At 67.9% G+C, this 22,818-nt stretch carries 22 protein-coding genes and 1 tRNA gene; 10 read left to right on the top strand and 13 right to left on the bottom strand.

Annotation, left to right across the window (positions count from 1 at the left end; all coding sequences use genetic code 11):
• Positions 1–47: 47 nt before the first annotated feature.
• The 9 genes from KHF85_RS05185 to prpB form a co-directional block, all read right to left on the bottom strand.
• Complete coding sequence (locus KHF85_RS05185) at positions 48–2,267, bottom strand: TonB-dependent receptor (RefSeq protein ID WP_284568758.1); 2,220 nt, start codon at positions 2,265–2,267, stop codon at positions 48–50.
• 356 nt (positions 2,268–2,623) lie between these two features.
• A complete protein-coding gene (gene prpF, locus KHF85_RS05180; protein WP_284568757.1) occupies positions 2,624–3,817 on the bottom strand; it encodes a 2-methylaconitate cis-trans isomerase PrpF in 1,194 nt (397 codons plus the stop codon).
• A 35-nt stretch (positions 3,818–3,852) separates the two neighbouring features.
• Positions 3,853–4,335 carry an SRPBCC family protein gene (locus tag KHF85_RS05175; protein ID WP_409976659.1) on the bottom strand — a complete coding sequence of 161 codons (483 nt, stop codon included), beginning with the start codon at positions 4,333–4,335 and terminating at the stop codon, positions 3,853–3,855.
• Between the two features lie 117 nt (positions 4,336–4,452).
• On the bottom strand, positions 4,453–4,770 hold the full coding sequence (locus tag KHF85_RS05170) for a type II toxin-antitoxin system RelE/ParE family toxin (protein ID WP_284568755.1): 318 nt from the start codon (positions 4,768–4,770) through the stop codon (positions 4,453–4,455).
• Positions 4,767–5,009 (bottom strand): type II toxin-antitoxin system ParD family antitoxin, encoded by a 243-nt coding sequence (locus KHF85_RS05165; protein WP_284568754.1) that lies wholly within the window; start codon positions 5,007–5,009, stop codon positions 4,767–4,769. The genes KHF85_RS05170 and KHF85_RS05165 overlap by 4 nt, the downstream gene beginning before the upstream one ends.
• 94 nt (positions 5,010–5,103) lie before the next feature.
• Positions 5,104–7,716 (bottom strand): Fe/S-dependent 2-methylisocitrate dehydratase AcnD, encoded by a 2,613-nt coding sequence (gene acnD / locus KHF85_RS05160; protein WP_284568753.1) that lies wholly within the window; start codon positions 7,714–7,716, stop codon positions 5,104–5,106.
• A 183-nt stretch (positions 7,717–7,899) separates the two neighbouring features.
• On the bottom strand, positions 7,900–9,066 hold the full coding sequence (gene prpC, locus KHF85_RS05155) for a bifunctional 2-methylcitrate synthase/citrate synthase (protein ID WP_284568752.1): 1,167 nt from the start codon (positions 9,064–9,066) through the stop codon (positions 7,900–7,902).
• A 42-nt stretch (positions 9,067–9,108) separates the two neighbouring features.
• Positions 9,109–9,711, bottom strand: coding sequence for a DUF1003 domain-containing protein (locus tag KHF85_RS05150; protein WP_064537980.1), 603 nt, complete (start codon positions 9,709–9,711; stop codon positions 9,109–9,111).
• 31 nt (positions 9,712–9,742) lie between these two features.
• Positions 9,743–10,630 (bottom strand): methylisocitrate lyase, encoded by an 888-nt coding sequence (gene prpB, locus KHF85_RS05145; RefSeq protein ID WP_284568751.1) that lies wholly within the window; start codon positions 10,628–10,630, stop codon positions 9,743–9,745.
• A gap of 120 nt (positions 10,631–10,750) precedes the next feature.
• Here prpB and KHF85_RS05140 point away from each other — a divergent pair, with 120 nt between their 5' ends.
• The 7 genes from KHF85_RS05140 (at position 10,751) to KHF85_RS05110 (ending at position 18,827) form a co-directional block, all read left to right on the top strand.
• Positions 10,751–11,986, top strand: coding sequence for a citrate synthase family protein (locus tag KHF85_RS05140; RefSeq protein WP_284568750.1), 1,236 nt, complete (start codon positions 10,751–10,753; stop codon positions 11,984–11,986).
• A 66-nt stretch (positions 11,987–12,052) separates the two neighbouring features.
• Positions 12,053–12,394, top strand: a complete 342-nt coding sequence (locus KHF85_RS05135) for a type II toxin-antitoxin system RelE/ParE family toxin (protein WP_284568749.1) — start codon at positions 12,053–12,055, stop codon at positions 12,392–12,394.
• A complete protein-coding gene (locus KHF85_RS05130) occupies positions 12,391–12,747 on the top strand; it encodes an XRE family transcriptional regulator (protein ID WP_284568748.1) in 357 nt (118 codons plus the stop codon). Before KHF85_RS05135 ends, KHF85_RS05130 begins: the two co-directional genes overlap by 4 nt.
• A 186-nt stretch (positions 12,748–12,933) precedes the next feature.
• The gene (lexA, locus tag KHF85_RS05125; protein ID WP_284568747.1) at positions 12,934–13,542 is read left to right on the top strand and encodes a transcriptional repressor LexA; all 609 of its coding nucleotides are present in this window, start codon (positions 12,934–12,936) and stop codon (positions 13,540–13,542) included.
• Positions 13,542–14,177: a translesion DNA synthesis-associated protein ImuA gene (gene imuA / locus KHF85_RS05120; protein ID WP_284568746.1), complete on the top strand. Its 636-nt coding sequence runs from the start codon at positions 13,542–13,544 to the stop codon at positions 14,175–14,177. The genes lexA and imuA overlap by 1 nt, the downstream gene beginning before the upstream one ends.
• A gap of 10 nt (positions 14,178–14,187) precedes the next feature.
• Positions 14,188–15,630, top strand: coding sequence for a Y-family DNA polymerase (locus tag KHF85_RS05115; RefSeq protein WP_284568745.1), 1,443 nt, complete (start codon positions 14,188–14,190; stop codon positions 15,628–15,630).
• Positions 15,627–18,827, top strand: coding sequence for an error-prone DNA polymerase (locus KHF85_RS05110; RefSeq protein WP_284568744.1), 3,201 nt, complete (start codon positions 15,627–15,629; stop codon positions 18,825–18,827). The genes KHF85_RS05115 and KHF85_RS05110 overlap by 4 nt, the downstream gene beginning before the upstream one ends.
• Positions 18,828–18,871: 44 nt before the next feature.
• On the opposite strand, the gene KHF85_RS05105 is transcribed toward KHF85_RS05110, so the two are convergent.
• Positions 18,872–19,081: a hypothetical protein gene (locus tag KHF85_RS05105; protein WP_284568743.1), complete on the bottom strand. Its 210-nt coding sequence runs from the start codon at positions 19,079–19,081 to the stop codon at positions 18,872–18,874.
• Between the two features lie 742 nt (positions 19,082–19,823).
• A complete protein-coding gene (locus tag KHF85_RS05100) occupies positions 19,824–20,273 on the bottom strand; it encodes a nuclear transport factor 2 family protein (protein ID WP_284568742.1) in 450 nt (149 codons plus the stop codon).
• 121 nt (positions 20,274–20,394) lie between these two features.
• On the opposite strand from KHF85_RS05100, the gene KHF85_RS05095 reads away from it, so the two are divergent.
• Entirely contained in the window at positions 20,395–21,117 is a 723-nt protein-coding gene (locus tag KHF85_RS05095) for an ArsR/SmtB family transcription factor (protein ID WP_284568741.1), read from the top strand.
• On the opposite strand, the gene KHF85_RS05090 is transcribed toward KHF85_RS05095, so the two are convergent.
• Positions 21,114–21,878 (bottom strand): DNA-formamidopyrimidine glycosylase family protein, encoded by a 765-nt coding sequence (locus KHF85_RS05090; protein WP_284568740.1) that lies wholly within the window; start codon positions 21,876–21,878, stop codon positions 21,114–21,116. The genes KHF85_RS05095 and KHF85_RS05090 overlap by 4 nt on opposite strands.
• Positions 21,879–22,032: 154 nt before the next feature.
• Here KHF85_RS05090 and KHF85_RS05085 point away from each other — a divergent pair, with 154 nt between their 5' ends.
• Together KHF85_RS05085 and KHF85_RS05080 are read left to right on the top strand one after the other, a co-directional pair.
• A complete protein-coding gene (locus KHF85_RS05085; protein ID WP_003468816.1) occupies positions 22,033–22,284 on the top strand; it encodes a type II toxin-antitoxin system Phd/YefM family antitoxin in 252 nt (83 codons plus the stop codon).
• Positions 22,281–22,538 carry a Txe/YoeB family addiction module toxin gene (locus KHF85_RS05080; protein ID WP_284568739.1) on the top strand — a complete coding sequence of 86 codons (258 nt, stop codon included), beginning with the start codon at positions 22,281–22,283 and terminating at the stop codon, positions 22,536–22,538. The genes KHF85_RS05085 and KHF85_RS05080 overlap by 4 nt, the downstream gene beginning before the upstream one ends.
• Positions 22,539–22,674: 136 nt before the next feature.
• Here the strand turns inward: KHF85_RS05080 and KHF85_RS05075 are convergent.
• Positions 22,675–22,749: transfer RNA gene (locus KHF85_RS05075), tRNA-Val, on the bottom strand.
• Positions 22,750–22,818: the final 69 nt, after the last annotated feature.

The raw sequence follows: 22,818 nt of genomic DNA, 5'->3' as shown, positions 1-22,818 counted from the left end.
GGCATGATAGCCGGCGGTCGGTGGTGCATCGCAGTGCAAGGCGTCGATCAGAAATTGGCGCGAAACTGCGCGCCGACGATGCGCGGATCGTTGATGAAGCCGGTGAGGTTGTTGAAGTCGATCGCACCGGTGGCGCGGATCTGGTTGGTGCAGTTGCGGCAGAACACCGACACCTCGTACGCGCCGGCGCCCCAGGTGTAGCCGATCTTGGCGCCGCCTTCGAGCAGCGGCTGGCCGACGAATTCGCGCGAGTCGTACAGGAAGAAGTTGATCGCGCTGCGGTAGGACCAGTCGGTGTAGAAGAAGAACTCAGCGTCGTCGCCGACCGGGATGCCGTAGCGCAGCGTGGCGTTGCCCATCCATTTGGCCGCCTGCGGCAGAGCGTTGCCGTCGATGATGGCGTTGCCGGCGGCGTTGAGCGGATCGGTCACGGTGCAGGTGCGGCACACGCCGACCGACAGGGTCGGATCCTCGATGCGGGTCCAGTTGTAGGCGCCGCCGAGGGTGACGCGCAGGTTCTGGGTGAGCAGCGCCTCGAAGTCGAACTCGGCGCCGCGCGCCTTGGATTTGTCGGCGTTGAGCAGGCGCACGTCGTTGGAGGTGCCGCCGACCGCGGTCAACTGCTGGTTCTTCACCCGGAAATCGTAGATGTCCAAGCTGATCCGCGCGCGCTTGTCGAACAGGTCGGACTTGATGCCGATCTCGTACGAGTCCACGGTTTCCGGCGCGGCCACGGTCAGCGGCGCGGTCGCCGACGGCACGCCGAAGCTGGCGCCGCGGAAACCGCGCGCGGCGCGGGCGTAGACGTTGACGGCGTCGTTGATGGTGTAGGTCGCGCTGAGGTCGCCGGTGACCTTGGCATTGTCGGTGCTGCCGGTGGACGGCTCGAGCAGGGTGACGCGGTCCAGCGCCAGCACGTCGAAGGTCTTCTTGTCGTAGGTGTAGCGGATGCCGGCGCGCAGGTCCAGGCGGTCGGTGGCGGCGTAGTTCAGCGAACCGAACGCCGCCCACGAGGTGTTGCGCTGGCGGGTCAGCTGATAGCTGCTCAGGGTGCCGCCGCCGAAGGTGTTGTAGGTGTAGTTCTCGCCTTCCACCGAATCGTGGAAGTAGTACAGGCCAGCCTGCCAGTTCACCGGGCCGGCGTACTGCGATTCGGCGCGCAGCTCCTGCGAGTACTGGTCCAGGTTCTTGATGCCGCCGGCGGTTTCCACCGGGAACGCGATCACCCCGGGGCCGGACGGCGGCGCGAACACCGCGCCGTAGCCGCCGTCGATGTCGCCGCGGCTGTAGTACTTGCCGATGCCTTCGTAGCCGGTGATCGAGTGCAGCACGATGTCGCCCAGGTCCCAGGTCAGGTTGGCGCTGCCGCCGTAGGTCTGCAGTTCCTGGGTGTTGGCGCCGTCGATGGAGACCTTGTCCGGATCGAAGCCGTCCACCAGCTTGTTGCTGCCCGGCTGGAAGATGTTGGCGCGGAACAGCCGCGCGGTGCCGTCCAGATGGCGCGCATGCGCGTTGAACAGCGCGCTGAAGTCCTCGCCCGGCTGGAACAGCAGTTGCACCCGCACGGCCGAATCGGTGTAGCCCTCGAACGAGCGGTTGTCCACGGTGTTGTCGACCCAGTCGTCGCGGCGCTGGCCCAGCGCCGACACGCGCGCGGCCCACGTGTCGCCCATGGCGATGCTCAGGCCGGTTTCCATGGTCATGGTGCCGTAGCTGCCGTAGGACAGGCTGGCGTAGCCGTCGTTGGCGCCGATGCTGGGCTTGACCGAGTTGAACTTGACCACGCCGGCAGGCGTGTTGCGGCCGAACAGCGTGCCCTGCGGGCCGCGCAGCACTTCCAGGCCTTCAAGATCGAAGATCGGGAAGCCCTTCAGGAACGCGTTCTCGGCGACCACGTCGTCATACACCAGCGACACCGGCTGCGAAGCGTAGGTGTTGAAGTCGGTGTTGCCGTAACCGCGGATGTAGAAGCGCGGGAACACGCGGCCGTTGGAGGATTCGACATTGAGGCTGGGCGCCTTGCCGGCCAGCACGCGTACGTCCGAGCCGCTGGTGGCGATCGCATCCAGGTATTCCGGGCGCAGCACGCTGGCCGAGATCGGTACGTCCTTGGAATCTTCCGAACGCCGTTCGGCGGTGACCTTGACCGTGTCCAGGCGGGCGACCCCGTCCGTGCTGTCCGCCTGCTGGGCGGCGGCGGAGAACGAAAGTGCGGAAACGACGGCGACGGCAAGTGCGCTGGTGCGCAGCGACCAACTGGCGGACATGGGAACTCCGGAGTGGAATGGGCAAGAGCGGGTGCGCGCCGCCGGCAAGCGATGTCGCGCCGCAGCATAATTAACACAAAATACACATACTGTGCATGTCCCGGTCACTTGAACGCGTCAAGGCGGCAAGCGCACAATGCATCGCTCCAGGTGTCCCGCATGTGCGCTGCGCAGACGGCCGGCGCATCAAAATCGCACTGTGGATGTCCGCTTAGCCGGCACCACTGCGCCCCCACCCCGCCCCTGTAGGAGCGGCTTCAGCCGCGACAGGACCTGCGGTTGGACCATGTCGCGGCTGAAGCCGCTCCTACAAAAAAACAAGACCGGATTTGCGGCGATGCAGCCATGCCGCCGGCTCAACAAATGTCGCCCGGCACCCGCACCCAGCCGTCCATCAGCACCCGCGCGCTGCGGCTCATGATCGCCTTGGTGACGCTCCACTGGCCGTCCCCCTGCTGTTGCGCTTCGGCGCCGACCCGCAAGGTGCCCGAGGGATGGCCGAAGCGCACCGCCTGGCGCGCACCGCCGCCGGCCGCGCGGTTCACCAGCGTGCCCGGAATCGCCGCGGCAGTGCCGATCGCCACCGCGGCGGTGCCCATCATCGCGTGGTGCAGCTTGCCCATCGACATCGCCCGCACCAGCAGGTCGATGTCGGCGGCGGCGACCGGCTTGCCGCTGGAAGCCACGTAGTCGGCCGGCGGCGCGACGAAGGCCAGCTTCGGCGTGTGCTGCCGCGTCGCCGCGTCTTCCAGCGTGGCGATCAGGCCCATGCGCAGCGCGCCGTACGCGCGGATGCTCTCCAATCTGGCCAGCGCCTGCGCATCGCCGTTGATCGCGTCCTGCAGTTCGGTGCCGCGATAGCCCAGCGCCTGCGCGTCGAGGAAGATGGTCGGGATGCCGGCATTGATCAGCGTCGCCGCGAAGCTGCCCACACCCGGCACGTCCAGCGTATCAACCAGGTTGCCGGTGGGAAACATCGCCCCGTCGGCGCCGTCCTCGTCGGCGGCCGGATCGAGGAAGTCGAGCTGGATCTCGGCCCCGGGAAAGGTCACCCCGTCCAGCTCGAAATCGCCGCTCTCCTGCACCGCGCCACCCGCCATCGGCACCTGCGCGAGGATGGTCTTGCCGATATTGGCCTGCCAGATCCGCACCGTGGCCATGCCGTCGTGCGCAATGCGCGCCGCATCGACCAGGCCGGCGGCGATCGCGAACGGCCCCACCGCCGCCGACAGGTTGCCGCAGTTGCCGCTCCAGTCGACGAACGGGCGGTCGATCGCCACTTGCCCGAACAGATAGTCCACGTCGTGGTCGGCGCGCGCGCTCGGCGCCACGATCACCGTCTTGCTGGTGCTGGACGTGGCCCCGCCCATGCCGTCGATCTGCTTGGCGTAGGGATCGGGGCTGCCGATCACCCGCAGCAGCAGCGCATCGCGCGCCGCGCCCGGCACCTGCGCGGCAGCGGGCAGATCCTGCAGGCGGAAGAACACGCCTTTCGACGTGCCGCCACGCATGTAGGTGGCGGGAATGCGGAGTTGGGGAACGTGCGACATGGAATTTTCCGATAGAGGCGTAAGCGGCGAGTAGCTCAAGGGTTGGCGGGAATCTCGGCCTCGACCAACTGCGCCAGCAGGGTCAGCGACTCCTGCCAGCCGAGATGGCAGAACTCCACGGGGATCTGTGCGGGGATGCCGTCCTGGACGATGTCCAGCTCGGTGCCGCAGGCCACCGTGCGCAGCTTGACCGTCACCATCATCTCGCCGGGCAGGCCCGGGTTGTCGAAGGTGTCGGTGTGGCGGATCAACTCGCCCGGCACCAGTTCCAGATAGGTGCCGCCGAAGGATTCGCTGGTGCCGGCGCCGAAATTGCTGAAGGAGATCCTGAAGCTGCCGCCCACGCGCGCATCCAGGGCATGCACGGTGGCGGTGTGGCCGTGCGGCGGCAGCCATTTGGCCAGCGCCGCCGGTTCCAGGAACGCGCGATAGATGCGCTCGGCCGGCGCGCGCAGGACGCGGTGCAGGCGGACGGTACCGGTGTTGGTCATGGTCGTTTCCTCAGTGGTGGACGACATGCGCAGGATGGCACGCGGTCGATGACATGGACGAACCGATCAGGCCACCTTCGCCTGCTCAAGAAAATCCTGCGCGAAGCGTTGCATCACGCTGCCGTGCGGCTTCGCCGAAGACATTCACATCGATTCCTGCATCCATGCCGGGATATCGCGCTGTGCATGCAGAACGCGCCAGAGATCGACATGCGTCTCGCGTTCGACATAGAAGATCAGATAGGGAAACCCTTTGAGCGGCCAGAAGCGCATGTCCTGCAGTTTCAACAGTGCGGCATGGCGGCTTGAGCCGATCGCTGGATGCCGTGCGATCGTCTTCGTCGCCGATTCGAGCGCATCGGCGAACGCCAGCTCCAGCGCCGGGCCAGCTTGTTCGCCATACCACGCGGCGGCCTCTTCGGCATCGCGCCGCGCCAAGGGACGCCAGTGCGCTGGCTTCACTTGTCGGCAGCCCGATCCTGCGCGCGCTTGCGCATCTTGTCGAAGAAGTCGGGTTCCATCGCCGTAGCCGGCCCGGAGTTCGCTCCGTCCAGCAGCACACCGCGCAGCTTTTCCACGTCGCGCTGCTTGCGGATCAACTCGCGCAGATATTCGCTGCTGGAGCCGTAGGCATGTTCGGCAACCTGTTGGTCGACGAACTGCTTGAGTTCGTCGGGCAAGGAGATGTTCATGGTGGCCATACGAACCCCAATGGCAAAGATTGCCAAAGTCTGCATCGCCCGGCTTGCGGTTGCAAGCCGGTGCCGATGTCACGCCGGGAAGACTTGCGGCACGTCACGCAGCGGAAGCCTCCAGGAAATCCTGCGCAAAGCGCTGCAGCACGCCGCCGGCCTCGTAGATCGCCAGTTCCTCGGCAGTGTCCAGGCGGCAGGTCACCGGCACCTCCACGCGGGTGCCGTCGGCGCGGGCGATGGACAGGGTCAGCGTCGCGCCAGGGGTGCGTGCGCCGAGCACGTCGAAGATCTCGCTGCCGTCGATGCGCAGGGTCTTGCGCGTAGTGCCGGGCTGGAACTCCAGCGGCAGCGCGCCCATGCCGACCAGGTTGGTGCGGTGGATGCGCTCGAAGCCCTCGGCCACGATCGCCTCGACCCCGGCCAGGCGTACGCCCTTGGCCGCCCAGTCGCGCGAGGAGCCCTGCCCATAGTCGGCGCCGGCCACGATCAGCAGCGGCTGCTTGCGCGCCATATAGGTCTCGATCGCCTCCCACATGCGCAGCACCTGCCCTTCCGGCTCCAGCCGGGTCAGCGAACCGCGCTGCGGCTGGCCATCGACCACGGCCATTTCGTTGAGCAGTTGCGGATTGGCGAAGGTGGCGCGTTGCGCGGTGAGGTGATCGCCGCGGTGGGTGGCGTAGGAATTGAAGTCCTCCTCCGGCACGCCCATCCGCGTCAGGTATTCGCCGGCGGCGCTGTCGGCCAGGATCGCGTTGGACGGCGACAGATGGTCGGTGGTGATGTTGTCGCCGAGCACGGCCAGCGCGCGCATGCCGCGCAGCGTGCGTTCGCCGGCCAGCGCGCCTTCCCAGTACGGCGGGCGGCGAATGTAAGTGCTTTGCGGGCGCCATGCGTACAGCGGCGCCACCTGCGCGGCGGCCAGTCCGCTGCGCGCGAACATCGGCTCGTAGACCTGGCGGAACTGTTCGGGCTTGACGCTGGCGGCGACGATCGCATCGATCTCCGCGTCGCTGGGCCACAAGTCCTTCAGCGTCACCGGCTGGCCGTCCTGGTCCACGCCGAGCACATCCTTCTCGATGTCGAAACGGATGGTGCCGGCGATCGCGTACGCCACCACCAGCGGCGGCGAGGCCAGGAACGCCTGCTTGGCGTAGGGATGGATGCGCCCGTCGAAATTGCGGTTGCCCGACAGCACTGCGGTCGCATACAGGTCGCGCTCGATCACTTCGCGCTGAATCGCCGGATCCAACGCGCCGCTCATGCCGTTGCAGGTGGTGCAAGCGAACCCGACGATGCCGAAACCCAACTGTTCCAACTCCGGCAGCAGCCCGGATGCTTCCAGGTACAGCTGCACCGCCTTGGAGCCCGGCGCCAGCGAGGTCTTGACCCATGGCTTGCGCACCAAGCCGCGCGCATTGGCGTTGCGCGCCAGCAGACCGGCGGCGATGACGTTGCGCGGATTGCTGGTGTTGGTGCAGCTGGTGATCGCGGCGATGATCACCGCGCCGTCGGGCATCAGCCCCTGCACCTGTTCGGCCTTGCCGGATGCCAACTTGGCCTGGTCAGCGATGCCGCGCGCGGCCAGGTCGCTGGTCGCCACGCGCTTGTGCGGATTGGACGGGCCGGCCATGTTGCGGGTCACGCTGGACAGGTCGAACGGCAGCACGCGTTCGTACTGCGCCGCGGCCAGGGCGTCGGCCCACAGTCCCGCGGCCTTGGCATAGGTTTCCACCAGCGCGACCTGGGTGTCGTCGCGGCCGGTCAGGCGCAGGTAGTCGATGGTCTGCCGGTCGATCGCGAACATCGCCGCGGTGGCGCCGAACTCCGGGGTCATGTTGGAGATCGTGGCGCGATCGCCCAGGGTCAGCGCCGCTGCGCCTTCGCCATGAAACTCCAGATACGCGCCAACTACTTTCTGCGCACGCAGGAATTCGGTCAGCGCCAGCACCACGTCGGTGGCGGTGATGCCCGGCTGCGGCCGCCCGCGCAGCGCCACGCCGACGATGTCCGGCAGCCGCATCCACGACGCGCGCCCCAGCATCACGCTCTCCGCTTCCAACCCGCCGACGCCGATCGCCAGCACGCCCAGCGCATCCACGTGCGGGGTGTGGCTGTCGGTGCCCACGCAGGTATCCGGAAACGCCACGCCATCGCGCACCTGCACCACCGGCGACATCTTCTCCAGATTGATCTGGTGCATGATCCCGTTGCCCGGCGGAATCACATCGACGTTCTCGAACGCGCGCTTGGTCCAGTCGATGAAGTGGAAGCGGTCGGCGTTGCGGCGGTCTTCCACCGCGCGATTCTTGGCGAACGCGGCCTTGTCGAAGCCGCCGAATTCCACCGCCAGCGAGTGGTCCACGATCAGCTGCGTCGGCACCACCGGATTGACCTGCGCCGGATCCCCGCCGCGCTCGGCGATCGCATCGCGCAGCCCGGCCAGATCCACCAGCGCGGTCTGGCCGAGGATATCGTGACAGACCACGCGCGCCGGGAACCACGGGAAATCCAGATCGCGGCGGCGTTCGATCAGCTGCATCAGCGAGGCATCCAGCGTGGACGGAGCGCAGCGCCGCACCAGATTCTCGGCGAACACCCGCGCGGTGTACGGCAGCGCGGCATAGGCACCGGGCCGAATCGCATCGACCGCAGCGCGCGCGTCGAAGTAATCCAGCGAAGTGCCCGGCAGGGAGGTGCGGTAGTGGCTGTTCATGGCTGGCTACGAATTGGGGAAAATAAAGCGGGGGGATGCTTGGCAGGATTCGGGACTGGGGACTGGGGACTCGGAAAAGCGGCGTCAAGCGTTTCCAGCACAGCGGATGCGCTCAGCCGACTTGGTCGGCGGTACGCTTTTCAAGTCCCGAGTCCCGAGTCCCGAGCCCCGAGTCCCGAAACATCAACCGCGCCGGTCGATCGGCACGAAGGTCCGATCCTCCGGCCCGGTGTAGTTCGCGCTGGGGCGGATGATCTTGCCGTCGATGCGCTGCTCGATGATGTGCGCGCTCCAGCCGGCAGTGCGCGCGATCACGAACAGCGGCGTGAACATCGCGGTCGGCACGCCCATCATGTGGTAGCTGACCGCGCTGAACCAATCCAGGTTCGGGAACATCTTCTTGATCTCCCACATCACCGCTTCCAATCGCTCGGCGATGTCGTACATCTTGCGGCTGCCCTGCGCGTCGGACAGCTCGCGCGCCACGTCCTTGATCACCTGGTTGCGCGGATCGGACACGGTATACACCGGGTGACCGAAGCCGATGATCACTTCCTTGCGCTCGACCCGCGCACGGATATCGGCCTCCGCCTCGTCGGGCGTGTCGTAACGCTTCTGCACTTCGAACGCGACCTCGTTGGCGCCGCCGTGCTTGGGGCCGCGCAGCGCGCCGATGCCGCCGGCGATGGCGCTGTGCATGTCGCTGCCGGTGCCGGCGATCACCCGGCAGGCGAAGGTGGACGCATTGAACTCATGCTCGGCGTACAGGATCAGGCTGGTGTGCATCGCCTGCACCCATTCCTCATGCGGCTTGAAGCCGTGCAGCAGGTGCAGGAAATGGCCGCCGATCGAATCGTCGTCGGTCTCCACCTCGATGCGCTTGCCGTTGTGGCTGTAGTGGTACCAGTACAGCAGCATCGAACCCAGCGAGGCCATCAGCTTGTCGGCGATGTCGCGCGCGCCGGGATGGTTGTGATCGTCCTTCTCCGGCTGCACGCAGCCCAGCACCGACACGCCGGTGCGCATCACGTCCATCGGGTGCGCCGACGGCGGCAGCTGTTCCAGCGCCGCCTTGACCGCGGCCGGCACGCCGCGCAGCGAACGCAGCCTGGCCTTGTAGCCGCGCAACTCGCTGTTGCTGGGCAGCTTGCCGTGCACCAGCAGGTAGGCGATTTCCTCGAACTGGCTGCTGCGCGCCAGGTCCAGGATGTCGTAGCCGCGGTAGTGCAGATCGTTGCCGCTGCGGCCCACCGTGCACAGCGCGGTGTTGCCAGCGGCGGTACCGGACAGGGCTACCGATTTCTTCGGCTTGAAAGGCGTGGCGTTCTGCGGGGCGGTCGTGTCGTTCATTGGAAAATCTCCCGGATGTTCGCGGTCATGTCGTCGCAGCAATCAGCGCACGGAGACGTCCGGCGGCAAGCCGCCAGCGCGCTCGAGCAATTGCTGCAACATGGCGATCTGGCGGTTCTGCAGGTCGACCAGCGTCGCCCAGTCCTGCTCGCGCAGCTGGTTGAGCGTCTCATGCACCTGCAGGATCTCCAGTTCGGATTTGATGTTCACTTCGTAGTCGTTCTGCGCGCGCAGGCGGTCCACCGCGGCCTGGCGGTTCTGGCTCATCATGATCACCGGCGCCTGGATCGCGGCCAGGCATGACAGGCACAGGTTGAGCAGGATGTAGGGATACGGATCGAAGCCGCCGCCCAGCACCACGCTGTTGAGCACGATCCACAACAGCAGGCACACGCCGAAGGAGATGATGAAACTCCAGCTGCCGCCGACTTCGGCCACGCGGTCGGCGATGCGCTCGCCCAGCGAACGGTCGCGATCGGCCTGCTTGACGATGTCGCGCGCCACGTGGCGCTTGGCGATGAAACGCTCCACCACCTCGCGCTCGGCGTCGGGCAGTTTCTCCAGCTCGGTCTGCAGCAACTGCCGCGCGGTCTGGCGGCGGTCGATGCGGCCGTGTGGCGGCGTGGTGCCGGCGTGGATGTTCATGGACGTGCTCGGGCAGGGGAACCGGCGTGGATCATGCGCCCTTGCCGGCGAACAGGGCGTCCAGGCGCTGCTCGAAGGCGTGGTAGCCGATGCGTTCGTACAGCTCCTCGCGGGTCTGCATCGCGTCCACCACGTTGTGCTGGTGGCCGTCGCGGCGGATCGCCGTGTACACCGCCTCGGCGGCCTTGTTGGCGGCGCGGAACGCCGACAGCGGGAACAGCTGGATCGCCACCCCGGCCGATGCCAGTTCCTCGCGGCTGAACAACGGGGTCTTGCCGAATTCGGTGATGTTGGCCAGCACCGGCACCTGCACCGCGTCGACGAAACGGCGGTAGGTATCCAGGTCGTAGGCGGCCTCGGCGAAGATGCCGTCGGCGCCGGCCTCCACGCAGGCGATGGCGCGCGCGATCGCCGCGTCCACGCCGTCCACCTGGATCGCGTCGGTGCGCGCGATCAGGAAGAAATCGGCATCGGTCCTGGCATCGGCCGCGGCCTTGACCCGGTCGGCCATCTCGCCCTGGCTGACGATCTCCTTGCCGGGCCGGTGGCCGCAGCGCTTGGCGCCGACCTGATCCTCGATATGGCAGGCGGCCGCGCCGGCCTTGATCAGCGACTTGATGGTGCGCTCGATGTTGAACGCGCTCGGGCCGAAGCCGGTGTCGATGTCCACCAACAGCGGCAGATCGCAGACATCGGTAATGCGGCGCACGTCGATCAGCACGTCGTCCAGGGTGTTGATGCCCAGGTCCGGCAGGCCCAGCGACCCGGCCGCGACACCGCCGCCGGACAGGTAGATCGCCCGATAGCCGGCGCGCTGCGCCAGCAGCGCATGGTTGGCGTTGATCGCGCCGATCACCTGCAGCGGCGATTCGGCGGCCAACGCGGCACGGAAACGGGCGCCGGCGGAAACGTGCGACATGACGGACTCCTGAGAAGAGCGGCGGCCCGCACAGGACCGTTTCGCGATGCCTCCCAATCTGGCACTCTCGGTCGCGCCGATCAATCTTGATTCAATCAATCAACCTATCAACGGATCGCCATGCCCAGCGCCGCCGACCGCAACCTGATCTCCGCCGCCGAGGCCTGCGCCCTGCTCGGCGTCAGCAGCGCCACGCTGTACGCCTACGTGAGCCGCGGCCTGCTCAGTTCGCGCGCCGGCATCGACCACCGCAGCCGCACCTATCTGCGCGCGGAGGTCGAGCGCCTGGCGCAGCGCAAGCGCGCCGGCCGCGGCGCGGCGCGCGGCGCCGCGCAGAGCCTGGACCGCGGCCTGCCGGTGCTGGAGACGCGGATCTCGCTGATCCGCCCCGACAGCCCCTACTACCGCGGGCGCTCGGCGGTCGCCGCGGTGCGCGCAGGCGCCGGCCTGGAGGACATCGCACGGTTGCTGTGGGAGTGCCAGGACGAGGACCCGTTCGCCGCGGCCGCGGTCGCGCCGTGGCCGCCACGCGTGGCCCCCCTGGCCGGCGACACCACGCTGCCGCCGCTGGAGCGCGCCATGGCCTGCATGCCGCTGCTGGCCCTGGAGCTGCGCCAGCCGCTCAACGCCGCGCCGACGGTACGCCGCGAGATCGCCGCCACCTTGCTGCGGCAGAACGCCGCGCTGCTGGTCGGCACCGCGCCGGACACCCGTCCGGTGCATCGCCTGATCGCCGACCACTGGCGCCCCGGCGATGCCGACTTCGCCGAACTGGTGCGTGCCACCCTGGTGCTGTGCGCCGACCACGAACTCAACGTCTCGGCGTTCGCCGCGCGCGTGGTCGCCTCCACCGGCGCGCCGTTGCATGCCACCGTCAGCGCCGGCCTGGCCGCGCTGTCCGGCCCGCACCATGGCGGCGCCACCGCCCGCGCCCACGCCCTGCTGCGCGATGCGCAGGACGCCGCCGACCCGGCCGCCTTCATCGCCGAACGCTGGCAGCGCGGCGACGACCTGCCCGGCTTCCACCACGCGCTCTATCCGCACGGCGACCCACGCGCAGCCGAAGTGCTACGCCTGCTGCGCGAACGCTGCGGCCAGCATCCGCAGATGCGGCATGTGGAAACGGTGCTCGCCGCGGCGCAGGACTGCAGCGGCCAGGCGCCCAACATCGACGGCATGCTCGCGGCGCTGTGCCTCATCCACGACCTGCCCGCCGCCCACGCCCTGGTCCTGTTCGCCGCCGCCCGGCTGTCCGGCTGGCTCGCGCATGCGCTGGAGCAGCAGGCGCTGGGCAAGCTGATCCGCCCTCGGGCGCGCTATGCCGGGGTGATGCCCGATGGCCCGGCGCCGGGCTGAGCGCGGCGCCTGCGCAGACCCAACCAGGCAGCTTGCAGATGTACCTAAATAAGTACACCATGACACATGGAAACCACACTGGAAGTGCGCTTCTATCGAGCTGCATCGGGCGCTGAGCCGGTGCGGTCCTGGCTCAGGGAAGCAGTGTCGGCCGAGGCCAGAAGAACGATCGGCGGCGACATGAAGACGGTGCAACTGGGCTGGCCCCTCGGCATGCCATTGGTGCGCAAGATGGACCATCGCCTCTGGGAAGTGCGCAGCACGCTCCCCGAGGGCATTGCGCGGATTTTTTTCACGATCGTGAAATCGGACATGGTGCTGTTGCATGGCATCGTCAAAAAATCGGACAAGACCCCGAAGTCCGATCTCGAAACCGCCAAACGGCGCAGAGACGAGGTGATGCAATGAGTCGAAATACCCACATCGGATCCAGCTTCGACGCCTTCCTCGCCGAGGAAGGCATCCTCGAAGAAGCCGCATCCATCGCAGCCAAGCGCGTGATCGCATGGCAAGTCGCCGAAGCCATGAAGGCAGCCAAGCTCAGCAAGACCGCATTGGCCCAGCGCATGAACACCAGTCGCTCGCAGCTGGATCGCGTCCTGGACGCAACAGATACCGGCCTGACCCTCGATACGCTGAGCCGTGCCGCCACGGCCCTGGGTTATCGGATACAGATCGGACTGGTCGTTGCACAGACGAAAAAACCCGGCAAGAAATCGGCGACGGCAAAGCGCAAAGCGCTGGCCGATGCACGCACCTGACAGCGTCGGGAATCCGTAGCGCTCCAGAGCGACGGCAAGCTTGCCGGGCGCTCGATCGCGATTGCGCCGAGTGGCGCAGCCAGCGCATGCGTCCATAGCAAAACCCATGACGGCTAGCAAATAGGAGGCGGCCAATTCAGCGGGCTGCATCGCCAAATTGTCCACAACGGTGTACAAATGTACACCATGGACACCCTCTCCCCGCAGCGCGCCGCCATCCTCGCCTACGTCCACGACTGCGCCGAGCAGGCCGGACGGCCGCCAAGCCTGGCCGAGATCGCCGAACGCTTCGGCTTCGCCTCGCGCAATGCCGCGCGCAAGCACGTGCAGGCGCTGGTCGAGGCCGGGCTGCTGGAGCATGTGCCGCAGCAGGCACGCAGCCTGCGACCGGCGCAGGCGCAGCCGCGCAGCGGGCTGCTGCGGCTGCCGGTGCTGGGCCGGGTCGCCGCCGGTACGCCGATCGGCGCCGATATCGGCCTGGACCAGCAGTTGCGGCTGGACCGCGCGCTGTTCGCGCTGCGTCCGGACTACCTGCTGCGCGTGCAGGGCGATTCGATGATCGACGACGGCATCCTCGACGGCGACCTGGTCGGCGTGCGCCGCAGCGCCGATGCGCGCAACGGCCAGATCGTGGTGGCGCGGCTGGACGGCGAACTCACCATCAAGCGCTACCGGCAAGACCGCGAACGCATCCAGTTGCTGCCGCGCAATCCGGCCTATGCGCCCATCGTGGTGCAGCCGGGGCAGGACTTCGCCATCGAAGGGCAGTACTGCGGGCTGATCCGGCAAGGCTGATGGGTGCCGTCGTCGCCCTCGACCGCCTGCTCGCCGAACGCCGGGTCTGGCGCGGCCAGCCGACCGCGCTGCCGCCCAGCGCGCAGCCTACCGGCCATGCCGCACTCGACGCCGCGCTGCCGGCGCGCGGCTGGCCGGAAATGGCGCTGACCGAACTGCTGCACGCCGCCGACGGCATCGGCGAACTGCAGCTGCTGTGGCCGACGCTGGCGCGGCTGTCGCAGGGCGGCGGCCGCATCGTCCTGGTCGATCCGCCCTACCTGCCCTACCCCGGCGCCTGGGAACAGGCCGGGGTGGCGCTGCCGCAGCTGCAGATCGTGCGTGCCGGTGCGGACGCGGCCTGGGCCGCCGAACAATGCCTGCGCTCGGGCAATTGCGCGGCGGTGCTGTGCTGGCCCGCGCAGGCCAACGACAAGACCCTGCGCCGGCTGCAGGTGGCGGCCGAGACCGGGCGTGCGCTGGGCTTCGCCTACCGGCCGCTGAAGGCCGCGGCCAATCCGTCGCCGGCCGCGCTGCGCATCGCCATCGATGCCGTACCTGCACAGTTGCGGGTGCTCAAGTGCCGTGGCGGGATGCCGCCGGCGCGCGCCATTGCGCTGTCCGCGCTGGCTACGCCGTCGTCGGCCTCGGCTTGAGCGCGCCCACATGCGCTGGGCCTGCATCCTGCTGCCGCAACTGGCGCTCGACACGGTGCTGCGGCGCTGGCCGACGCCGGACCAGCCGCTGGCGCTGCTCGCCGGCCCGCCGCAACGGCGCACGCTGAAGGCGGTCAACGCCGCCGCGCGCGCGCGCGGCCTGCAGCCCGGGCAATCGCTGGCCACCGCGCAGGCGCTGTGCGACCGCTTCGCCACCGCCCTGCACGATGCCGAAGAAAGCCGCCGCTGCCAGCAGTTCCTGGCGGCGTGGGCGTACCGCTTCAGTTCGCTGGTCAGCACCGATTACCCCGGCGCGCTGCTGCTGGAAATCGAAGCCAGCCTGGGTCTATTCGGGCCCTGGCCACGCTTCGAGGCACGCCTGCGCGAGGAACTGACCGCACTGGGCTTCCGCCACCGCATCGTGGTCGCGCCGCATCCGCTGGCCGCGCGCGCGCTGGCCAATGCGCACGACGGCATCGCCCTGCTCGACAACGCCGCGCTGCAGTGCGCGCTGGGCCAATTGCCGATCGCCCGCGCCGGGCTGCAACCGGGCCTGGCCGAGGCCTTCGCGCGGATGGGCCTGCGCACGCTGCAGCAGTTGTTCGCGCTGCCGCGTACGGCGCTGGCGCGGCGCTATCCGCACGCGCTGCTGCAGCACCTGGACGCCCTGCGCGGGCAGGCGCCGCTGCCGCTGCAGTACTACCTGCCGCCGGACCGCTTCGATGCGCGGCTGGAACTGGGCTACGCAGTGGAATCCAGCCAGGCCCTGCTGTTCCCGCTGCGCCGGCTGACTGCCGACCTGGCCGCATTCCTGGCCGGCCGCGACGGCGGCGTGCAGCGCTTCCAGTTGCACCTGGAACACGAAGGCCTGGACGACAGCGTGGTGCCGGTGGGGCTGCTCGCCGCCGAGCGCGATGCGACGATGCTGTTCGAACTGGCCCGCGGCCGCCTGCAGCACGCCAGCGTGCCGGCGCCGGTACAGGCCATGCGCCTGCGCGCCGACGAACTGCCGCCGTTCGTGCCCGCCGCGCGCGAACTGTTCGACGACCGCGCGCAGCAGGCGCTGCCCTGGGAACAGCTGCGCGAACGCCTGCGCGCACGCCTCGGCGACGACGCGGTACACGGCCTGCGCGCGCATGCCGACCATCGCCCCGAACAGGCCTGGCGCGCCGAATCGGGCAAGCCGGCCGCGTCGGGCAAGCCGAGCAAAGCCCCTGCGCCTGCCGCCGCCGCGCTACCGCGTCCCGGCTGGCTGCTGACCCGCCCGATCCCGCTGCGCGAGCGCGACCCCGAACGCCTTGCCGGCCCGGAACGCATCGAAAGCGGCTGGTGGGACGACGGCGACGTGCGCCGCGACTACTACATCGTGCGCACCCGCCAGGGCCAGCGCGCCTGGGTGTTCGCACCGGCCGATGCGCCGGACGCACTGATGCTGCACGGCTGGTTCGCATGAGCCACGCTCCGCCACGCCCGCGGCTGCGCGCCGTACCGGCGCCGGCACAGGCACCGGCCACGCCATCTGTCCCGGCGCGCGACGCCACGTCCACGCGCACGGCATTGCCCGACTACGCCGAACTGCACTGCCTGTCGAACTTCAGCTTCCAGCGCGGCGCCTCGCATGCACAGGAGCTGTTCGAACGCGCCGCACGGCACGGCTACCGCGCGCTAGCGATCACCGACGAATGCACCCTGGCCGGCATCGTGCGCGCCTGGCAGGCGGCCCGCGACACCGGCCTGGCGCTGATCGTCGGCAGCGAGATACAGATCGAACACGGCCCCAAGCTGGTGCTGCTGGCCGAGACCCTGCACGGCTACCAGCAGCTGTGCCGGCTGATCACCGTGGCCCGCCGCCGCGCCGACAAAGGCAGCTACTGCGCGCTGCACGCAGACTTCGACGACGACCTCGACGGCCTGCTGTGCCTGTGGCTGCCGCGCGACGCCGATGGCGACGGCGACGCAAACGACGGCGCCTGGCTGCAGGCACGCTTTCCCGAGCGCCTGTGGCTGGCGGTGGAACTGCTGCGCGGCCCCGACGACGGCGCCCTGCTGCATGCGCGCCTGCAACTGGCGCAGCGCCTGCGCGTGCCGGCGGTGGCCAGCGGCGATGTGCACATGCACGCACGTGGCCGCCGCGCCTTGCAGGACACCCTCACCGCGATCCGCCAGCGCCTGCCGCTGAGCGAGGCCGGCGCGCATCTGTTCGCCAACGGCGAGCGCCACCTGCGTCCGCGCGCGGCCCTGGCCACGCTGTATCCGCCTGCGCTGCTGGCCGAGTCGGTGCGCATCGCCCAGCGCTGCACCTTCGATCTCGGCCAACTGCGCTACCAGTACCCGCACGAACTGGTACCGCCCGCGCAGACCCCGACGCAGTGGCTGCGCACACTCACCGAACAGGGCGCCGCCGCGCGCTGGCCGGAGGGCGTGCCGGAAAAGGCGCGGCGCCTGATCGAACACGAACTGGGCGTGATCGCCCGGCTCGGCTACGAATCGTATTTCCTCACCGTCTACGACCTGGTGCGCTTCGCCAGATCGCGCCAGATCCTGTGCCAGGGCCGCGGCTCGGCGGCGAACTCTGCCGTCTGCTACGCGCTGGGCATCACCGCGATCGACCCGGACCGCATCGGCATGCTGTTCGAACGCTTCATCTCCGAAGAGCGCAAGGAACGGCCCGACATCGACATCGATTTCGAGCACGACCGCCGCGAGGAAGTGATCCAGTACATCTTCAACCACTACGGCCGCGAACGCGCCGCGTTGACCACGGTGGCGATCCAGTACCACGGCCGCAGCGCAGTGCGCGACGTGGCGCGCGCCCTCGGCCTGCCCGGCGACAGCATCGACGCGCTGGCGTCCACGCTTGGCCAGTGGGACGACGAAGTCCCGCCGCACGAACGCCTGCGCGAACGCGGCTTCGATCCCAACACTGCGCTGATGCGCCGGCTGCTGGCGCTGAGCGCCGAGTTGATCGGTTTCCCGCGGCACCTGTCGCAGCACCCCGGCGGCTTCGTGATCTCCGAACATCCGCTGCACACGCTGGTGCCGGTGGAGAACGCGGCGATGGCCGAGCGCACCGTGATCCAGTGGGACAAGGACGACCTGGAACTGGTCGGACTGATGAAGGTGGACGTGCTCGCGCTGGGCATGCTCAGCGCGCTGCGGCGCACCCTGGATCTGCTGCGCGCGCACCGGGGCCAGGACTACAGCCTGGCGACCATTCCCGCCGAAGACCCGGACACCTACGAAATGATCCAGCGCGCCGACACCATCGGCGTATTCCAGATCGAATCGCGCGCGCAGATGGCGATGCTGCCGCGGCTCAAACCCGCAGCGTTCTACGACCTGGTGATCCAGGTGGCGATCGTGCGCCCCGGCCCGATCCAGGGCGGCATGGTGCATCCCTACCTGCGCCGCCGCAGCGGCGAAGAACAACCCGACGACTTGCCCGAAAAATTGAAGGAGGTGTTCAAGCGCACGCTCGGGGTGCCGCTGTTCCAGGAGCAAGTGATGCAGCTGGCGATCGTCGCTGCCGACTACGCACCCGGCGAAGCCGATCAGCTGCGCCGCTCGATGGCCGCCTGGAAGCGCCACGGCGGGCTGGAACCGCACCGCGAGAAACTGACCAAGGGTATGCTGAAAAACGGCTACAGCGCCGAATTCGCCGCGCGCATCTTCGAACAGATCAAGGGCTTCGGCAGCTACGGCTTCCCCGAGAGCCATGCCGCCAGCTTCGCCCTGCTCACCTACGCCAGCTGCTGGCTCAAATGCCATGAACCGGCGGCCTTCACCTGCGCGTTGATCAACAGCTGGCCGATGGGCTTCTACAACCCGGACCAATTGCTGCAGGACGCGCGCCGCCACGGCCTGCAGGTGCGCCCGGTGGACGTGCGCTACAGCGACTGGGATTGCGGCCTGGAAGCCTACAGCGCCGATCCGACCGTACAGCCGGCGATCCGCCTGGGCCTGCGCATGGTCCGCGGCCTGACCGAAGACGCCGCGTTGCGCCTGCAACAGGCACGCGCGCAGGCGCCGTTCCGCGACCTCGCCGACCTGTGCCAGCGCGCCGCGCTCGACGACAAGGCGCGCGACAGCCTGGCCGACGCCGACGCGCTGAAAGCGCTCGCCGGGCACCGCCACCGCGCCCGCTGGGCGGTGGCCGGCGTCGAGGCGCAGCGGCCGTTGTTCGAGACGCTCGCCGCCACGCCGGAACGCCAGGTGGCACTGCCGCTGCCCAGCCTCGGCGAGGACATCCGCGCCGACTACGCGACCATCGGCACCACCCTCGGCAAGCACCCGCTGTCGCTGCTACGCCGGCAACTGCGCGCGCGCCGCTTTCGCCATTCCGGCGAACTGCGCGCCCTGCCGCATGCCAGCGCGGTCGCCATCGCCGGCCTGGTGACGATGCGCCAGCGCCCGCAGACCGCCAGCGGCGTCACCTTCCTCACCCTCGAGGACGAACACGGCCTGGTCAACGTGGTGGTCTGGCGGCGCCTGGCCGACCGCAAGCGCCAGGCCCTGATCGAATCCAGACTGTTGGCCGTGCGCGGCCGCCTGGAAAGCGCCGATGGCGTGCGCCACCTGATTGCCGGCCATCTCGAAGACCTGACCCCGCTGCTGCTCGGGCTGGAGATTCGCAGCCGCGATTTCCATTGAGCGGGCAAGCGCAACCACGCACGACTTGCGCGGCGAACGACAGGTCACGGCGATTGCAACGGCGCCTCCACGGCCTTGCCGCATGCCCGCATCGCCCGTTGCACCGCCTCGGCTTCGTCCAGGCCTTCGCGGTAGATGGCGGCAGCCAGCTCGCGCCTGACCTTGCTCGACCCGATCGAACCGTGGCTGGCGATATCCGACAGCGGCCCGCCCAACTGGCGATATCTGGCTACCAGCTTGGCCGTCGCGGCCATGCTCGCGCAAGCCACCGGCGCCGCCTGCACCGGTGCACCCAACATCAGCAAACACGAAAACCCAAGCGCTGCGAGTGCATTTTTCATCACTGTTCCCAAGCGGAGACGAAGAACCGCTCTCTCCATGCGGCCGCGCAGGATTGAAACGCTGCAACACAGCTGCACGGCACCGCAGCGACCCGCACGGCATCGCCGCACACACGCCAACAGCACCGGCAAACAGGCCACAGCGGCATCAGGCCGCACGTAGCGTCATCCACCCCATGCGGACAACGCCACTGCAAGATAGTCACGGCTAATGCCAGCGCCAGCCGTGCAGTGACGAAACCCCGGAGCGCTGGAGCGAAAAGCAGAATCCACGGAACAAAGCACGGCCGCGACATCGTCGCTGGCTACAGATCGCGCAGGAATGACAACGGCGTGCCGCCGATCTCCAACCACTTGGGAGACCTGACTGCGTCGCTGCAAGGGCCGGATGCTCGCAACCAATTTCTCAGATGAGGCAGAAGCCTCCGACAACGCCGATCGCCAGGCTGCCATGGCAGGTCTCGCAGGACCCCATGCCACCGGCGCAATGCCCGCCGCCGTAGTCGCGCCTGGATGCCGTTCGCCAGACCTGCCGCAACATCGACCATGACGCGGGCGATGCCATGGGCGATCCGTTCGCCGCGCAGCAGAACAATGCTGGCGCGTGAGGCACTTGCCATGCTGCGCGTCGAGAACCCCCCCCCTGCGCCGCCAGCTACTGCTGCCTGCCCAGACCCGCAAGCAACGTCTGCACGCCTTTCCAGCCCCAGTACACCCGATGGCACGCGATCAGGCCGCGCGCATCCAGATCCATGACTTCCACCAGATCGACCTGATCGCCCTCCGGCGTTTCTCGCGGATATTCCCAGATCACCTGGCGGTGGGACGCATGGCAATGGTCGCTGCGATACCAGCGGCCAAGGCCGTTCTCCGGCTGTGCGAAAGACGCCGCGAAGAACGCCCTGATCGCCTCGCGCCCCTGCAGCCTGCCATCTTGCCGCCCTGCGGAGACAACATACGCCAACGGCGTTTCCAGTAGCGCGTCTTGCGCATACAGCGCCATCAGCGCGTCCAGATCCCGTTCGACGACGCTGTGGTGCCATTGCTCGAAGATGCGGCGGGCATCGCCCTCCGATCCATTCGACTGCGCCTGGATTTCGCTCATGCAAGACTCCGATGTAGTGCATCGCAGTCTAGGGACAGGCAGGCGCTGTCGCTTCGATGCGTGTCGAAGCGTTTCGCCAAGGCGCGGTCTATGATGGCCGCGCCTGCCAGGAGTGCACACGATGCCGGTCGAACAGCCCAAGCTTGCCGCGACCGCGTTCCTCATCGCCGATCCCGCCCGCGCCGCCATGTTGATGGCGCTCATCGATGGGCGTGCACTGCCTGCCGGGGAACTCGCCTTCGCCGGCAGCGTCACTGCGCAGACCGCGAGTTCGCACCTGGCGAAACTGCTGGATGGCGGCTTGCTGGCGGTCGAAGCCCAAGGCCGCCACCGCTACTACCGGCTGGCCGGTTCGCACGTGGCGTTCGCACTGGAGAACCTGGCGACCCTCGCCGCACCCACCGCACCGCGATGCCGGAAAGCAGGACACAAGCAGCAATCGCTGCGCCTGGCCCGATGCTGTTACGACCATCTGGCCGGGCGACTGGGCGTGGCGGTGGCCGAAGCGCTGGAACAGCGTGCGCTGATCGCCAGGCACGACGACAAGCGATACGCGGTGACCGCCGAGGGCGCCGCCTGGTTCGCGCGGATGGGCCTGGATGTTGCGCGCGTCGCCCAGAGCAGGCGCGGCATGGCGCGGCAGTGCCTGGACTGGACCGAACGCAAGCACCACCTCGCCGGTCCGCTCGGCGTCGAATTGCTTGCGCTGCTTTGCGCCAAACACTGGCTGCGCCGCAGCGACGGCGCGCGCACGATCCACATCACCGACAGCGGCTGGGCCGGCTTGCATACGGAACTGGGAATCCACCGGCTTGCCGGCGACGAACTCGCGCTGGATCCCTAAGATTCTTCAAAGAGGGAAGCATCCAGCACATAACGGCGCTGGCAATGCTCGCAGAAGAACGCGCGCCGCTGCGCCTTGCCGAGCTGCTTGCGATAGGTTAGCAGATGGCCGTCGCGCGGACAGATGGTCCTGGTATGCACCTGGTACTGCTTCTTCAGCACGAAGGCCTTCTTCCAGTTGTAGAAATCGAAGCTGTATTCGCGCGCCTGCGTCATCAGCTCGGCCAGCTTGCGCGGCGGCAACGCCCCCACTTCGCTTTCCGGATGCACGCGGATGCGATGCAACACCTCGTTCTTGATGATGTTGCCGACCCCGGCGAACACGTCCTGGTCCAGCAACGCATCGGCGGCCAGCGTGCGTGGCCGCAGGCGCAACTTGCGCCGCGCCTGCGCCGCATCCCAGTCCGGGTGCATCACGTCCGCGCGCCAGTCGTAGGCATCGTCCAGCGCGCCTTCGATGAACTTGAGCGAACACGCGTAGAAATTCAGTTCCTCGCCCTTGGCGAACCCCAGGCTCAGCCGCGGCGTCGCCTCCTTGCGCGCATTGATCCGATAGCTGCCGAACAGCAGGAAATGGATGCGCAGGCTGAACCCGTCGAACTCGATCAGGAAGTGCTTGCCCCAGCTGCGCAGCGACAGGATCTTGCGGTTGCGCATCCGCGCCAGCTCCTGCTTGCTGTTGCCGGACACCCGCAACACCTTGCGCCCCGCGAACGCGGCCGCCTCTTCTTTCAGGATGACGATCGAAGGACCTTCAGGCATGCCTGCAGTATCTGGAATGGCCGTGAGCCGATCGTGAGTCGAGCGCTCCACCTATGGACATGACGCTTACTTGGGACTGTTTGGTGCCGCCTCAGAACTCAAATTGACACGCCCCAATCTACATGTACAATTATTTGTACAACTGGAGCCCGACATGGACACCATCACCTATAGCGCTGCACGCGCCGCCCTCGCGGACACCATGGAGCGTGTCGTCAACAACCACGAGCCGGTGATCATCACCCGCAGCCGCGAGCAATCCGTGGTCATGCTGTCGCTGGAGGACTACAAGGCGATGGAGGAAACCGCCTACCTGCTCCGCAGTCCGAAGAGCGCGCAGCGCCTGCTGGAATCCATCGCCCAGCTCGAGGCCGGTCGCGGCAAGGCACGGGATCTGGCCGAGTGACGCTTCAGTTCTCGGACAATGCCTGGGAGGACTACCTCTACTGGCAGCAGACCGACAAGAAGATGCTCAAGCGCATCAACGACCTGATCAAAGCCATCCAACGCGATCCCTTCCAAGGCGTCGGCAAGCCAGAACCGCTGCGCCATGCCTTGGCCGGCTATTGGTCGCGGCGCATCAACGACGAACACCGCATCGTGTACAAGGTCGAGGCGGGCATCCTGCTGATCGCGCAGGTGCGCTACCACTACGTGTAGTCTCGCCGCTGCCAGCGTGCGGGTTCTAGGCCGCCAATAGCGGTTAGCAAAGCAAGTACAGAGCAACAAAAAAGCCGGCACATGGCCGGCTTTTTTCCGTTTCGCGCATCCCTACTGAAAACTGAGGGATCTTTTTTGGTGGGCGGTGCAGGGTTCGAACCTGCGACCCTTGCCGTGTGAAGGCAATGCTCTACCGCTGAGCTAACCGCCCGTGTCGCGAGCCGCACATTATAGGGCTGCTATGGCTGGCGTCAACGGTCCCCGCAGATGCCGCACCCAC

It is taken from the genome of Xanthomonas graminis pv. graminis, assembly GCF_030168915.1.
In the GTDB taxonomy this organism is placed as follows: domain Bacteria; phylum Pseudomonadota; class Gammaproteobacteria; order Xanthomonadales; family Xanthomonadaceae; genus Xanthomonas_A; species Xanthomonas_A translucens.
Note: the sequence above shows the minus strand (reverse complement) of the source record. Positions and strands in the feature narration are given on the sequence as shown.

Excerpts from the sequence above, each read along its gene's own strand:
- KHF85_RS05185 (WP_284568758.1), bottom strand. The coding sequence starts at position 2,267 with ATGTCCGCCAGTTGGTCGCTGCGCACCAGCGCACTTGCCGTCGCCGTC.
- prpF (WP_284568757.1), bottom strand. The coding sequence starts at position 3,817 with ATGTCGCACGTTCCCCAACTCCGCATTCCCGCCACCTACATGCGTGGC.
- KHF85_RS05175 (WP_409976659.1), bottom strand. The coding sequence starts at position 4,335 with ATGTCGTCCACCACTGAGGAAACGACCATGACCAACACCGGTACCGTC.
- KHF85_RS05165 (WP_284568754.1), bottom strand. The coding sequence starts at position 5,009 with ATGGCCACCATGAACATCTCCTTGCCCGACGAACTCAAGCAGTTCGTC.
- acnD (WP_284568753.1), bottom strand. The coding sequence starts at position 7,716 with ATGAACAGCCACTACCGCACCTCCCTGCCGGGCACTTCGCTGGATTAC.
- prpC (WP_284568752.1), bottom strand. The coding sequence starts at position 9,066 with ATGAACGACACGACCGCCCCGCAGAACGCCACGCCTTTCAAGCCGAAG.
- KHF85_RS05150 (WP_064537980.1), bottom strand. The coding sequence starts at position 9,711 with ATGAACATCCACGCCGGCACCACGCCGCCACACGGCCGCATCGACCGC.
- prpB (WP_284568751.1), bottom strand. The coding sequence starts at position 10,630 with ATGTCGCACGTTTCCGCCGGCGCCCGTTTCCGTGCCGCGTTGGCCGCC.
- KHF85_RS05140 (WP_284568750.1), top strand. The coding sequence starts at position 10,751 with ATGCCCAGCGCCGCCGACCGCAACCTGATCTCCGCCGCCGAGGCCTGC.
- KHF85_RS05135 (WP_284568749.1), top strand. The coding sequence starts at position 12,053 with ATGGAAACCACACTGGAAGTGCGCTTCTATCGAGCTGCATCGGGCGCT.
- KHF85_RS05130 (WP_284568748.1), top strand. The coding sequence starts at position 12,391 with ATGAGTCGAAATACCCACATCGGATCCAGCTTCGACGCCTTCCTCGCC.
- lexA (WP_284568747.1), top strand. The coding sequence starts at position 12,934 with ATGGACACCCTCTCCCCGCAGCGCGCCGCCATCCTCGCCTACGTCCAC.
- imuA (WP_284568746.1), top strand. The coding sequence starts at position 13,542 with ATGGGTGCCGTCGTCGCCCTCGACCGCCTGCTCGCCGAACGCCGGGTC.
- KHF85_RS05115 (WP_284568745.1), top strand. The coding sequence starts at position 14,188 with ATGCGCTGGGCCTGCATCCTGCTGCCGCAACTGGCGCTCGACACGGTG.
- KHF85_RS05110 (WP_284568744.1), top strand. The coding sequence starts at position 15,627 with ATGAGCCACGCTCCGCCACGCCCGCGGCTGCGCGCCGTACCGGCGCCG.
- KHF85_RS05105 (WP_284568743.1), bottom strand. The coding sequence starts at position 19,081 with ATGGCCGCGACGGCCAAGCTGGTAGCCAGATATCGCCAGTTGGGCGGG.
- KHF85_RS05100 (WP_284568742.1), bottom strand. The coding sequence starts at position 20,273 with ATGAGCGAAATCCAGGCGCAGTCGAATGGATCGGAGGGCGATGCCCGC.
- KHF85_RS05095 (WP_284568741.1), top strand. The coding sequence starts at position 20,395 with ATGCCGGTCGAACAGCCCAAGCTTGCCGCGACCGCGTTCCTCATCGCC.
- KHF85_RS05090 (WP_284568740.1), bottom strand. The coding sequence starts at position 21,878 with ATGCCTGAAGGTCCTTCGATCGTCATCCTGAAAGAAGAGGCGGCCGCG.
- KHF85_RS05085 (WP_003468816.1), top strand. The coding sequence starts at position 22,033 with ATGGACACCATCACCTATAGCGCTGCACGCGCCGCCCTCGCGGACACC.